We start from the raw sequence: 13797 nt of genomic DNA on the forward strand, positions 1-13797 counted from the left end.
TGCCAGCAAATTAAAACCAGTGACGGGTCTGATTCCATAACCGCATCACTGTTCGCTCAGCCACACTGGCAAATGACAGTCCCAGTTTTTCGGCCACATTTTTTTTCTGGCTGTACTTCACCGCGAAAATTTCCCGCTCCGGGTATTGCGACAAAATGTAATCGTCTGATGTCATGATTTCATCAACCAGACCCAGCTCTTTTGCTTTAATTGCCGCCCAGTATTCACCGGTGGCAACTTTATCAATATCCATGTCTTGGCGCTGCGTGTGAACAAAATCTTTAAACAGAGTATGAATTTCTTCAATTTCCTGTTTGAATTTTTCACGCCCTTCATCGCTGTTCTCTCCAAACACGGTAAGGGTACGCTTGTACTCGCCAGCAGTGTGTTGCTCAAACTCGATATCGTTTTTCTTAAGAACCTTATTAAAATTGGGTAGCTGCGCCAACACACCGATAGAGCCTATGTAGGCAAAACGGGATGCCAGCAATTTATCCGCCACGCACGCCATCATGTAGCCTCCGCTGGCCGCCACTTTATCCACCGCTACCGTGAGCTTCAGCCCTTTATCCCGTATGCGTTGTAGTTGCGATGCTGCCAGACCATAGCCGTGTACAACGCCACCACCGCTTTCCAGCCGAACCAGCACTTCATCCTGCTTTTCTGCCACACACAAGATGGCGGTAATTTCTTCGCGTAAACATTCTACTTCGTGCGCATCCATCGAGCCTTTGAAGTCAATGACAAACATCCGCGGAGATTCGTCACGCTGCCCGGCTTTTGCTTTTAGCCGCGCCTTCTCTTCTTTTTTATGCTGCTTAGCCAGTTTTTTTAGTGTGGCTTTATCCAGCAATACCTGGCGGGCGTATTGCGTTATATCTTTAAGCTGCTCAGATAAGGATTGTATTTCAAGATGTCCTTTACCCTGCTTTTGTTTATTTGCCGCGCCTACAATAGCCGCGACAACTATGACAATCGCCACGACCAGCGTCACGGCCTTGGCTAGAAACAAACCGTATTCGTACAAAAACTCCAACTTAGTCTCCTAAAACAAAATAAAAGGACCTGTGTGAAAGGTCCTTCATTGTTAATGACAATAATTGCCTGTGAGTTTATCAGGCTTCGGTTACTCTGACGATAGCGTCATACTGGTAACCGCATTCGCCGTTATCTCTTCTTCGGTGAAGTACATCTCCCGTAATTGCGGTTGCTCAGAGTAGAGGCGGGTCTGATCCAGATTGTTTTCGTCGCCGAACACCCGGGATTGTGAATACGTCAGAATGCCCCTGCCCTCCGGGCCCGTGTCGGTGAAGTTTATAACCATCATCCAGCTACTGCCGTAATTAATGTGATAACCAGAAGCTTCAGCACTCATGATAGTACCGGGTAAAGGCGTGTACGTATGACGAGGCAGCATAGTGCCATTATTGCCCGGCACGATATTGAATACGTTAAAACCACCTTCGATATTGTGCGCACCGCCCCACGGTAGTTTCTCGCCGCTGGGCGAGCCATCGGGCAGACTCCGCTCAACAAACTGAACGTCACCTAATTTTGCATCGGGTGCCACGCCTGCCGCATTTATCAACTGTACTGCACGGGCGAACTGCTGCAGAGAGGTCTCATTCTGCTTGAGTCCCGACGGGGTGGTTGCAGGCGAATCTACATCAAACGGCACTTCCCACTGCGGATTGTTGTTAAACTGAAACGCAAACTCCCGGAACACATGTGCGCCGGTACTGTTTACATTCATAGTGCCATCCCAGTCTGCCAGTGCATCACAGGCTTCACTGATATCCACACTCTCCTCTTCCACCATTACCGGTGTGTCGCTCTCACGTTCGCACAACTGTATTAGCGAAGGTAAGATATCTTCAGCCAGGTAACTGCGGTTACTCATTAACAGGCTTTCCACTTCTTCTGCAGTGAAGGTGCCATCACTGCCAGTTTCATTTTCAATGAATTTCTGACCCAGACGTGAACGCAATGACTGCTGATTATCAGTACGGCCATAGAGTGGCGAGACCCCGGTAATGGGTGAGTTAAGGTTAGTTAGCCAATAACTGTCATTAGAGTTTTGGACCGAATCATTACCTTCGTATTTCGGTGCGTTTTCATACGGCACCGGCCCGTCGAAGTCGAACGCCGACAGATGACCGGGTAAGACCGTAAAGCCGGCGGCCTGTTTTGCACCAATCAGTAATGGGTTGGTAGTCAATTCGTTGATTGCGGTGCTGGTCAGGTTTGGCACGGTGGAATCATCGATATAGAACACTTGCCCATCGGCTGACGCCGCCATAGTGTTATTGAATATCACCCCATCATAATCTTTGAACGCCTGTTTAAAGGCGTCCATATCGTCGGCCATATTCATCGCCAGCCAGTGATCAACAATATCCAGATTTGGCAGGTTAGCGTCTTTAATGGCAAACGCTTCCTCGGCAGACCAGTCAAAGTTGCCGGGTACTTCAATCATAGGTCCGTAATTCGTATAGTAGGCAGTCTTGTTGAGGGTAACCGTTTGACCAGCGCCTACCGCCACTTCAATTTGCAGTGGCTTGGCGTAGATAGTGCGTTTGTTGCCATCCACGGTATGAGTAAGGCCTGCGGCATCATCTTCATGTAGCTGCAACTGATACACAACAAAGTGCTCAGCTGTTGAAAAGGTATGCGTCCAGGCCACATTTTCATTGAAGCCGATGTTTACCGCTCCGGGTAACCCCATCAAAGAACTGCCGGTAACATTCAGGTGCTCAGGAATAATGGCGTGAAACTGCCAGAACCGCAAATTCCCGGTATGAGGAAAGTGCGGATTGCCCAGCACTATGCCCTTTCCGTTCGTGGTTTTTTCACTGCCCAGTCCCCAGCCGTTTGAGCCCATCTCCTGTGGATTATGTGCGGGTAACTGGATATCCGGCTGGATATTAATTGTGATTTCAGAGCTGGCTGAGGATGCAGGCTGTGGCAGATAAGACTCTCCCGGTGGTGCTGCCAGGAACATAGGGCCGAGGAAATTGCCAGCGCCGGGTAACAATGCCACTCCCAACGAGTAAGTCAGCAAATCAACACTGCTGATTTCGGTTACCCAGGGCTGCCCAGCACATTGCGGATCCTGTTCTTCTATTGGCGTGTCTGCCAGGTATTTATTATACCCGGCAGTATAGCCCTGGAACATGGCCCGGCTGTTGGCAGACATTCGCGGCAAATTCTCTTCTGCCAGTTCACGGATCCCCAGCGTAAGATACCCGAAATCATTGATCAGGTGCTCTGAATCCCCGCTGCCCGGTTGCATGTCAGGCCCGAAGAACTTCGCCCGCTGTGAGTTATATTTAACAATTTGATCTGCCAACACGCACAGGTTGTCCTGCGCAAACGCATAACCTACACCATAGGCCATGCCTTCCAGGCTGTCGGCTTTTACGTGGGGCACACCGTAAGTAGTCCAGGTGATGTCAGCCTCTAAGGTACCTTCTGCAGCAAACGCGGGAACGGGCACAGGTTCAGCCGCAGGAGGTGGTGGCGCTGGCTGTTCCGGTGGCGTGACGTTGCTGAAATCGTTGTCGTTGTCACCACAGGCCGCCAGGGCAAGGGTAACACTCAACGCCAGTGTGCTTCTGGCGATGAAAGAAAGTCGGTTGTTGGTATTCACAATTCGTCCTTTATTGATTTAGTTCCACTTCTTGAGGCTGAGCCTAACAGACCAGCGTGATATACATTTATCACAGGTCAGACCTATTAACAATTGATTAACGATTAACGTTTCTAACAATTCCGGGCATAAAAAAACCGGGCCAAAGCCCGGTTTGAATCAGTCATGAACCACGGGGTTAATTTGCTACCACCGCCTCGTTGGTAATGGGCAGCATACGGGCTTCGCTGGCTATATAACCTGCCACTTCCCGCTGCATTTCTTCTGTTACTGCTGCGTTCGGCTCAGGATTAAGACTCGAACCATGTGCACCTTGCAGGAATTGCACCCAGCCACTGACCGGATCAGTTGACGTAACAGTGGAAGAAACCTGCTCAAGACCAATTGTCTGTGCCAGTCCGGCCTGACCTGCCAGAGGCAGCGCTGTAGTTACCGGAATAACCTGATCAGGCAGATTTTCGCCGCCGTCCCCCACTACACTCATCATGTGTACCGGTGTAGTGGCTCCTAACGTTACCGCATAGTTGTTAGGGTCCCCGGCATCCATTACGGTTTGGGCTGCGAACGCAAATTCAGCGAAAATAGCATTAACTTCAGCCATTTGCTGACTATCAAGAGCATCAAAGAACGCACTGACAGCCTGCACCAATTGCTCCTCGCTGACATCGGTCGTTCCGTACAGCTGCGTGAGCAGTGCCTGGAACTCAGGTGATGCTTCGCTCAGCAACAACCCTTTAATCAGTGGACCAAATGAGGGAGACTCAATCAAAAACTGCGCAACGCCGCCACCCGGTGATTCAAGCGAGGCTTCGTTGACCGCATACATACTGTCCAACTCCCCTAGTTGCTCACCCATGGTAGAGTTAGCTACAGCAGCAAAGTTACCACCGGTCATTGCGCCCAGCGACACGCCCATAATAGAAACCCGCGACAGGTCGAAGTCGATGGCCTGAGTTGCGGTAGTGTCTACTACTGCATTCAACCCTAAGCGCAACCCAAGTAAATCAGATACGCTTTGACGCAAATTGTCACGCGCAGTAGGCAAACTCGCCAGATTCATATAGTGGGTTGCACTTACCGTGGTAGCATTAATTTCATCGTTACCATCGCCATCGAGATCGAAGCCACGGCTACCGTGCAGCGGGTGGTCGATTGCCACCGAGGCAATGCCTGCCAGTGCCAGCGTGCCACTAATTGCCAGCATGTCTTCTTTTTGTCTGGTGATACCATGGGCCAGAATAACCACGGGCCAGCCGGCTTCCGGCTTTTCTATGGTAAAGCCTAAGCCTGCGGCTACCGCGACATCAGGAATGGTGATCTGGACGTCCAGCGTTTCTTCACCCATGTTGCCGCCTTGTGGCTGCGGGAACGGGTTAAAGCGGGTGATATTCCGTGCGCTGTCCAGCATTTCGCCATTCACACGTAAATCAGCCAGCCCAAAGTTGCTGCACATTTCATTGTTAGGACCCGGCGTAGCCGCAGCCAACACTTCATCAGGCGCGCCAGCCAGCACGATACCGCTGTCACACGCTGCCTGCCAGAACTGGTTCACTGGCGCTAGCGGGTTTTCGGCACCCGGTACACCCAGGAAGTAAGGTAATGATACTGTTCCTTCATAGCGCTGAGCAGCACAGAAAGGCCCCACCTGAGTAAGAATTCCAGTACTGACTGCAACGGCAAAATCATTTACCGCGCCCCATGAGGCCGACAGGTTGCCAGATGCGGTGGCAAGTAAGCCTCCACAGGTTTGCAATGGACTAAAGTCAGTACTCTCAATCAAGGGCACTAACCCTGCCGCTTCTGGTGGTAAGCCGGCTATACCCTGAGCCACAGCCCCTGCCAGCGTTTCCTCATCTACCAGATTAAGCGCTTCCATGGCATTTGGTGCCCCTTCAGCGTCACCGGCCACAATCACGGGTAACGCTTCACCCGCGTTTGGATCACCGGCATTGGCCCGGGCAGCAAACTCGCTGATCATTACCTGTTTAATGGTATTGAGTGAGACGTCGGTAGATTGTGTGGTGAAGGCCGACACATAGGTTATTTCTTCGCGGTCATAGCCTGCGCCCAACAGCGGATCGATAAGGCTGTTAACTAATGTTTGTAATTCCAGTTGGGAGTCGCTGGACAAGGGTTTGGTATCGATATCCTGACGGACTAAATCCCAGGTCGTCGAGCCCTGAATTGCTTTGCCGCTGGTATCTTTTAACGCCGTCGTCATGACCAGCATGTGACCCTGAGCGGCTTTGAACGGCCGTAACGGCACTACGGTTACTGTGTCTTCGTCCTGCAGGGACAACACGTAATCCACGCCGAATTGGAGCTGATCGCCTAACAAACAGCCTGCAGACGGGATCTCAATTGCGGCGCACTCTGGCACACTTTGATCCAGACCCAGGGTAGCTTCATACAGATGAATGCCGGCTGACAATGTGCTTGCATCAATCGCCACGCCTGCGGTGGTTTCGATATTAATCACAAAGGGATGTTGGGTGGACCAGCCGTCCAGCACATTCAGTGCATTTTGCGGGTCACCAAAGTCAGTAGGGTCAGCCACGGGAATGTTTAACGTGTAATCAAAGAAGCCGTCATCGCCTGGCAGCATCAGTAGATCGTTTGGTATGTTCAGATCCCCATTGGCCGGGTCAAAGACAATACGAGAATGGGGCGTTTGCACGGGAGTTTCGGCCTGGATATCGTCAAAAGATTCACCCGAACCGCCACATCCTGTTAGACCCAGTGCCACAGCAACACTGGAACTGATAAAGAGTTTTCTCATTCTTTCTCCCTACAAAGACTTTGTTGTTATTCTGTGTTTAAAACCTGGCTGTCCGGTTTTGCCGTCCATGCCGCACCGCTTTGTTAACACAATGTCAGAAAAGTTTTAAACATGTTAGACCAGTTGGATATAGCCCAATCTTATTGACTTTACTGAGACTTTGCAAAGGTTTGTTAACTATTTGTAAGCGTATTTACGCAAATAATTTTTTTCAGTCATGTCGTTTACTTACGATCCCCAGTGCGTATCATCGTGTGCTATCCACTTTCAGGCCACACGTTTCCTATTATCACAAGGAACCCGTTTATGAATAACTACCAGGCGCCGGCCGATTTACTCACCGGCAAAACAATCTTAATCACCGGGGCCGGCGCGGGCATCGGGGCTCAGGCCGCCAAAACTTTTGCCGCCCACGGCGCTACCTGTATTTTATTGGGCAGAACCGTGTCGAAACTTGAAGCAGTTTACGATGACATTGTGCAGGCAGGCCATGCTGAGCCCGCAATTATTCCCCTCGATTTAAAGGGCGCGACCCCTGGCCACTATAAAAGCATGACGGATACTATCCGTGATCAGTTCGGTACTCTTGACGGGGTGCTGCACAATGCGTCGCTGCTTGGGCACCTGGGCGTATTTAAAGACATCAGTGCTGAAGAATGGCAGGACGTCATGCAGGTCAACGTTAACGGCGCCACCTATATGACTCAGGCGCTGCTGCCCTTGCTGGAAGAGGCTCCAGCGGCCTCGGTGATATTTACTACGTCCAGTGTGGGGCGTAAAGGTCGTGCATTCTGGGGGACATATGCGGTATCGAAGTTTGCCACAGAAGGCATGATGCAGGTACTTGCCGATGAATACAAAAATAAGTCGGTGCGTTTTAATTGCATAAACCCTGGGGCTACCCGCACCGATATGCGGGCGAAGGCGTTCCCGGCAGAAGACCCGGAGACCCTGAAAACACCGGAACAGATTATGCCACTGTATTTATATCTGATGGGTGATGAAAGTGTGCAGGTTAATGGGCAGTCATTAGATTGCCAGCCGAAATAGCACTCAGAGAGAGTGAACTGGTAAGGTGCCAGTTACGCAACAAAAAAGGCTGCTTAGTAGCAGCCTTTTTCGATATTAGCGTTGATTAATCACCAATTTTCGCCCACGTGTCCCGTAGTCCTACGGTGCGGTTGAATACCGGCAAGTCAGGCTGTGAGTCTGGATCCAGGCAGAAATAGCCGGTACGTTCAAACTGCCACGCCCCACATGCCGGGCTGCTGTTCTGTAAACCAGCTTCCACCCATCCTTTGCACACGGTGAGTGAGTCAGGATTGATAGCATCCACAAAGTCTTCCTGAGCAGCAGGATTAGGCACGTTAAATAACCGGTCGTACAGACGAAACTCCGCTTCTTGGGCAGTGGTTGCGTCAACCCAGTGAATTACTCCTTTCACTTTGCGGCCGTCGGCAGGATCTTTACCCAGCGTACCTGCGTCGTAACTACAGAAAACCGTCGTCACATTACCGTCCGCGTCTTTTTCTACACGTTCGGCTTTCACCACATAGGCATTCCGCAGGCGGACTTCTTTGTCCAGCACCAGGCGCTTGAATTTCTTGTTGGCCGATTCCCGGAAGTCTTCGGCTTCAATCCAGACTTCACGGCTGAAGGATACAGAGCGGGTGCCCATTGACACATCATTCGGATGATTTGGAGCAGTCAGCGTTTCTGTTTCACCTTCCGGGAAGTTTTCGATGACCAGCTTAATTGGATTCAACACCGCCATGGCCCGGGGGGCATTCACGTTCAGATCTTCGCGAATACAGGCTTCTAACATGGACATTTCGACCATATTGTCCATTTTTGTTACGCCAATGCGCTTACAGAATTCACGCACTGAACCGGGGGTATAACCGCGACGACGCAATCCGGCAATCGTCGGCATACGCGGATCGTCCCAGCCACTGACGTAGTTTTCTTCCACAAGCTGAATCAGACGACGTTTACTCAACACCGTATACTCCAGATTCAGACGGGAGAACTCGTACTGGCGGGGCGTACAATCTATCGAAATATTCTCAATAACCCAGTCGTACAGACGGCGGTTATCCTGGAATTCCAGTGTACACAACGAGTGGGTAATCCCCTCCAGCGCGTCAGAAATACAATGGGTGAAATCGTACATGGGGTAAACACACCATTTATCACCCGTTTGGTGATGATGGGCGTGCTTAACACGATAAATTACCGGGTCGCGCATGCACATGAACGGCGAGGTCATGTCAATTTTTGCACGCAGGCTACAATGCCCTTCTGGGTACTCGCCCGCTGTCATTTTCGCAAATTCAGCTTTATTCGTGGCCACGTCAGTATCGCGATAAGGACTGTTCTTACCAGGTTCTGTTAATGTGCCACGCATTTCACGCATGGTTTCCTGCGCAGAGAAGTCAACATAGGCCAGACCTTTGTCGATTAGCTCATTAGCAAAGCCATGTAACTGATCAAAATAGTTGGAAGAGTAGCGCGCCTCACCGGCCCACTCGAAACCCAGCCAGTGCACATCTTCCTTTATGGAATTTACGAAAGTAATGTCTTCTTTCGCCGGGTTGGTGTCGTCAAAGCGAAGATTACACGACCCCTGATAGTCTTCTGCAATGCCGAAATTCAGGCAAATAGACTTCGCATGGCCGATGTGCAGAAACCCGTTTGGTTCTGGCGGGAAACGCGTCCTGATACTCTCGTGCTGGCCCGCGGCCAAATCTTTATCGATTATCTGACGAATAAAGTTGGTCGGACGGTGTTCAGTCTCGGCCATTCGCTACTTCCCCTTGTAAATTGATACTTAAATTGATTCCTGCAAGTATACCATTAGCTGATCTGTGGCCACTACGTTTTCTTGTTCGTGAGTCACTGACTGTGCAAATAAAAAACGATGCGGCGATAATTTCTTCAGCCAGACAGGCCAATTGTCGATTTCATCTTGCCCTTAGAAAAACTATGGTAACCTCTTTTGTAATGACGAACCACTCGTCGAGTTAAGACTTGGTGTCCATGAAAGAAAAAGCTACGTCCTTCGATATTGCCCACCGGGCTGGAGTATCCCAGTCTACCGTGTCTCGTGCGTTGAGTAACAGTCCGCTGGTTAACAAAGAAACCCGCGAGCGTATCCAGCGGATTGCGCAGGAACTGAATTATAAAGTCGATAAGAATGCCAGTAACCTGCGTAAACAAAAAAGTAATACCATCGCATTATTACTGTTTGAGGATCCCACTTCAGACGACTCAATGATTAATCCGTTTTTCCTGTCCATGCTGGGGAGCATCACCCGGGCCTGCGCGACCGCCAATTATGACCTGTTAGTTTCTTTTCAGAACCTGGAAGATGACTGGCATGCGGAGTACGAAGATTCAAATAAAGCCGATGGCATTATTCTGCTAGGTTACGGTGATTATATGGCATATCGCACTAAGCTCGCGCAGTTGCAGGAACAGGGCACCCATTTTGTGCGCTGGGGAGCCCATGACGCAGAATATCCCGGCATTAGTATTGGCTGTGACAACTTTCAGGGCGGCTACGATGTCACCCATCACCTGCTCTCTTTAGGTCATCAGCGCTTTGCCTTTATCGGTGACGCCGGTGGCCATGCACCTGAATTTATGGCGCGCCACCAGGGGTATCTGAGCGCGCTGGAGAATGCCGGACTCCTGCATGATGACCTGCCACGCATCGATGCCATCTCCACGGAAGATGCTGGATTTGATGCTATGCAAACGTTACTGGCAAGCGATACGCTGCCCGATGCCGTGGTGTGTGCGTCGGACAGTATTGCCCTGGGCGTGCTAAAAGCACTGCGAAACACGTCACTCACGGTAGGTAAAGATATCGCTGTTGTAGGCTATGACAACATTCCCGTATCAGCGTTTGCTACCCCAAGCCTGACCACCGTGCAACAAAATACCCGGCGCGCTGGCGAACTACTGGTCAATGCACTGATCAGCGCGATAAATAATAAAGCCGTTGACGATTTCCTCATGCCTGCCGAACTCATTGTCCGCCAATCGTGCGGCACCAAAGACAGCACAGACTAACCTGCATACAGTAATAAAAAAGGGCGAAACCATGTTCGCCCTTTTTCGTGAAATATCCGTTAACGCCGGCTTATTGCACTTCCATTTGTGCGGCAAGGGTAGCAATAAGCTCAGGGTTGTTTATCTGACCTTCCCGGACCCACACCTGTACACCATTTGCACCAACGGTGGTCTGCAGTGACTCACCCTCAGCCAGCATAGTACGGTTGCCAGAGAGCTGCTCCTGCCAACTACCCGGTTGCATATACTGGTTAACGTTGAAGTCGGCCGGTGTGGCACCCTTATTTAATAATACCAGTGCAGTTTGTTGCGCTTCATCATCCTGCAATACCCGATAGAACACCGCTTCGTTGCCAGCGAGACGCACGTTTACCTGCAAACCACTTTGTAATGCCGGTACAGACTTACGTACATTGGCGATCGCTTTTAACGACTGGTAGATAGCGTTTTGCGGCGCTGCATCAATATTTTCCTGCCCGTAGTAATTACGATTACCGGCGTGCTCCGCGGTGCCCCGCATATAACCGATTTCTGACCCCATATACACCACCGGGATGCCACGCACGGTAAACAACCAGTTGTGAGCATTGATAAAACCGTCATCGGTGGCATTCATCCGTGGCATATCATGGTTATCGTAAAACGTCGTCAGGTCGTACGGATTGTGATACGGACCGTGAGTCAGGTGCAGCACCTCTTCCATCTCTGCAAAATCAGACTCCGCAGGGTTCTCAAACACCTTCAGCATGGCTTTCTGCATAGGAAAATCTAGCACGCTGATCTGACCGTTTTTAGGCTGGGTGTGCTGAGCAATAAAGTTGGCATCATATTGAAAGCTCTCACCAAACATATAAAAGCCCGGATGTTCAGCCCGGATACGGTCGGACGCTTCTTTCCAAAATGAATGAGGAACATGGCGGATTGTATCAATGCGGAACGCATCAGCCCCCTGCTCTATCCAATACAGATAGCTATTGATCAGGTAATCACGTACATCAGGGTTGGTGTCATCCAGGTTGGAGAGCTTGACCAGATCCGGGTAGGGATGGAAAAACGCATGCAGCGGGTTCGATTCCGGTTGCAGGTCTTCCGGGTGCAGATTCTGGTGATCCGCGACCAGATTACCGTCTTTGTCGTAAAGCTCGCCGTAACCGGGCTGGTCTTCAGGCATGGTGAAACTGGGTGAACCGTGATTGGCCACAATATCGAACACCGATTTCAAACCAAATTGGGTTTTCATGGCGTGGGTATAATCTTTCACTGAAAGATCATCACTGATCAAATGCTCATCGGGCTGGTAAAAGTTGGTGGCCCAATAGCCGTGATAGCCGGTTTTTCCGCCGTCTTTGAACTGGCCACCATAGGTGATCTGCTCATCGCCAGAGAATGCCTGATCAGGGTTATCTACCACCGGTGTCATCCATACTGCGGTGAATCCCATATCTTTAATGTACTCTGCATTGTTCAGAATACCTTTGAGATCGCCCCCCATATAACCGACATTCGCATGTTTACCATCCGGGCCTTCAAGTCGCAGATCCCAGGTCGGGAATTCCCCGCCCTGATCTTCGTGGTTATTTTCAGGGTCGCCGTCCACAAACCGGTCAGTAACAACAAAGTACACCGCTTCTGCAGCAAAGGGCTCTTGCGTGCCATAGAACGCGGGTGCTTTCTGCGCGGTGTCCTGCCCTTGCGTTTGTGCATTTTCGGTGGCAGCACAACTAGTCAGCGTACCGATTATGGCCGCTGCTACGGCAGAATATCTAATCGCCTTCATGGGGTCTCTCCTTCAATAACAGGGGGTGGCAGTTCGTCGGGCTCTTTTACAAAGAATACGGACAGTGCGCCAAGCAACATCGACACGCCCGCAACCACAATGATGTATTTGGCGTCATTATCGAACACGCTGCTTAAAATCCAGCCTGCGGTAAGCCCTGACACAATTTGCGGTGCGGCCACGGTGAAGTTGAAAATGCCCATATAAACCCCCGTCTTATTCGGCGGCAACGCCCCTGCCAGCATGGCATAAGGCATGGCCAGAATGGCTGCCCACGCAATGCCAATGCCGACCATAGGCAGCATCAGATTTACGGCCCCGGCCGGTACCGTCACTTCCGTAATCAGCAGGTTCACATTCACAGAGGTCAGGTCCTGGAAGAACAGGAAACTTACATAGCTAATCCCGCCCAGTGCCAGGGAGCCGGCATAAACCACCTTACGGCCCACTTTGTCTGCCAGCTTGGCAAGAAAAATTGAAAAGATTGCGGCAAACACAGAGTAGGCAGCGAATAAGATCCCCACCCAGTCACCTGCAGCGCCTTTTGCCATTATAATCGTTTCTGGCACCATTGGCACGGTGGCTATATAGGCCGGATCGAACCATTTTTTGTCGACATTCCAGATATGCTGGGTGATGGCCGGAGTGGTATAAACCCACATGATGAACAGCGCGAACCACGAAAAGAACTGTACCACTGCCAGCTGCTTCATAGTTTTCGGCATATTAACCACCAGCACAAAGAAGCCCTGTAAACGCTCTTTCAGCGGCGGCTTCGACTCAACCTGGTCAATATCTTCGGGTTTAACACCTTTATACCGGTAGTAGTCTTCCGGAGAATATTCTTTGGTGCGCACCACGGTCCAGATCACACTACCGAGTAACACTGTCGCCCCAATATAGAACGCCCAGACCACTGAAGGTGCGACTTCTCCAAGTTGAGCAGTATTAGACAACCCCACTACATTGGTCAGCACGAACGGCAGGATAGAACCAATCACCGCGCCAATATTAATTAGCAGTGATTGCACCGAGTAACCGATATTCCGTTGCTCTGCCGGTACCATGTCGGAAACCAGAGAACGGAAAGGCTGGAAACAAACGTTAAATGACGCATCCATCAGCGCCACCATCATGGCACCCATAATCATCGGCGCCATGAACGCAACAAAAATAGGTGCATTAGGCAACAATACCATCCCTACTACTGCGGCGATTGCCCCAGCAAGAATGAAGGGCCGGCGGCGGCCCAGTCGGTTCCAGGTGCGGTCAGAGGCCGAGCCAACAATAGGCTGTACCAGCAAGCCCATAATAGGTGCCACCAGCCAAAACAATGAAAGCGAGTGCAGATCAGCGCCTAAATCTGAAAGAATGCGGCTAACGTTGGCGTTCTGCAGCGCGAAACCAAATTGCACCCCCAGAAAACCAAAACTGACGTTCCATATCTGCCAGAAATTCAAACGAGGTTGTTGTGTTTGCATAAAATACTCTTGTTATTGTTATCGATAAGCCGCC

General features: G+C 50.7%; 8 protein-coding genes. 2 read left to right on the plus strand and 6 right to left on the minus strand.

The features are described from left to right. Positions 1 to 10 precede the first annotated feature (10 nt). The 3 genes from sohB to OCL06_RS06470 all read right to left on the minus strand — a co-directional run bounded on the left by sohB (position 11) and on the right by OCL06_RS06470 (position 6428). Entirely contained in the window at positions 11 to 1036 is a 1026-nt protein-coding gene (sohB, locus tag OCL06_RS06460; RefSeq protein ID WP_262992915.1) for a protease SohB, read from the minus strand. 90 nt (positions 1037 to 1126) lie between these two features. Beyond that, entirely contained in the window at positions 1127 to 3652 is a 2526-nt protein-coding gene (locus OCL06_RS06465; RefSeq protein WP_262993124.1) for an acylase, read from the minus strand. Positions 3653 to 3827: 175 nt separating this feature from the next. Beyond that, positions 3828 to 6428, minus strand: a complete 2601-nt coding sequence (locus tag OCL06_RS06470; protein WP_262992916.1) for a VolA/Pla-1 family phospholipase — start codon at positions 6426 to 6428, stop codon at positions 3828 to 3830. A gap of 306 nt (positions 6429 to 6734) precedes the next feature. Between OCL06_RS06470 and OCL06_RS06475 the strand changes: the two genes are divergently transcribed. Beyond that, positions 6735 to 7478, plus strand: a complete 744-nt coding sequence (locus OCL06_RS06475; RefSeq protein WP_262992917.1) for a YciK family oxidoreductase — start codon at positions 6735 to 6737, stop codon at positions 7476 to 7478. Between the two features lie 85 nt (positions 7479 to 7563). Here the strand turns inward: OCL06_RS06475 and glnS are convergent, their stop codons facing one another. Next, a complete protein-coding gene (gene glnS / locus OCL06_RS06480) occupies positions 7564 to 9231 on the minus strand; it encodes a glutamine--tRNA ligase (protein ID WP_262992918.1) in 1668 nt (555 codons plus the stop codon). Positions 9232 to 9467: 236 nt separating this feature from the next. On the opposite strand from glnS, the gene OCL06_RS06485 reads away from it, so the two are divergent. Continuing rightward, on the plus strand, positions 9468 to 10505 hold the full coding sequence (locus OCL06_RS06485) for a LacI family DNA-binding transcriptional regulator (RefSeq protein ID WP_262992919.1): 1038 nt from the start codon (positions 9468 to 9470) through the stop codon (positions 10503 to 10505). 70 nt (positions 10506 to 10575) lie between these two features. On the opposite strand, the gene OCL06_RS06490 is transcribed toward OCL06_RS06485, so the two are convergent. Then, positions 10576 to 12282: an alpha-amylase family glycosyl hydrolase gene (locus OCL06_RS06490; RefSeq protein WP_262992920.1), complete on the minus strand. Its 1707-nt coding sequence runs from the start codon at positions 12280 to 12282 to the stop codon at positions 10576 to 10578. Next, the gene (locus tag OCL06_RS06495) at positions 12279 to 13763 is read right to left on the minus strand and encodes an MFS transporter (RefSeq protein ID WP_262992921.1); all 1485 of its coding nucleotides are present in this window, start codon (positions 13761 to 13763) and stop codon (positions 12279 to 12281) included. Before OCL06_RS06495 ends, OCL06_RS06490 begins: the two co-directional genes overlap by 4 nt. Positions 13764 to 13797: the final 34 nt, after the last annotated feature.

Origin of the sequence: Alteromonas salexigens, assembly GCF_025628895.1 — a bacterium.
Lineage (GTDB): Bacteria > Pseudomonadota > Gammaproteobacteria > Enterobacterales > Alteromonadaceae > Alteromonas > Alteromonas salexigens.

Excerpts from the sequence above, each read along its gene's own strand:
- OCL06_RS06470 (WP_262992916.1), bottom strand. The coding sequence starts at position 6,428 with ATGAGAAAACTCTTTATCAGTTCCAGTGTTGCTGTGGCACTGGGTCTA.
- OCL06_RS06475 (WP_262992917.1), top strand. The coding sequence starts at position 6,735 with ATGAATAACTACCAGGCGCCGGCCGATTTACTCACCGGCAAAACAATC.
- glnS (WP_262992918.1), bottom strand. The coding sequence starts at position 9,231 with ATGGCCGAGACTGAACACCGTCCGACCAACTTTATTCGTCAGATAATC.
- OCL06_RS06485 (WP_262992919.1), top strand. The coding sequence starts at position 9,468 with ATGAAAGAAAAAGCTACGTCCTTCGATATTGCCCACCGGGCTGGAGTA.
- OCL06_RS06490 (WP_262992920.1), bottom strand. The coding sequence starts at position 12,282 with ATGAAGGCGATTAGATATTCTGCCGTAGCAGCGGCCATAATCGGTACG.
- OCL06_RS06495 (WP_262992921.1), bottom strand. The coding sequence starts at position 13,763 with ATGCAAACACAACAACCTCGTTTGAATTTCTGGCAGATATGGAACGTC.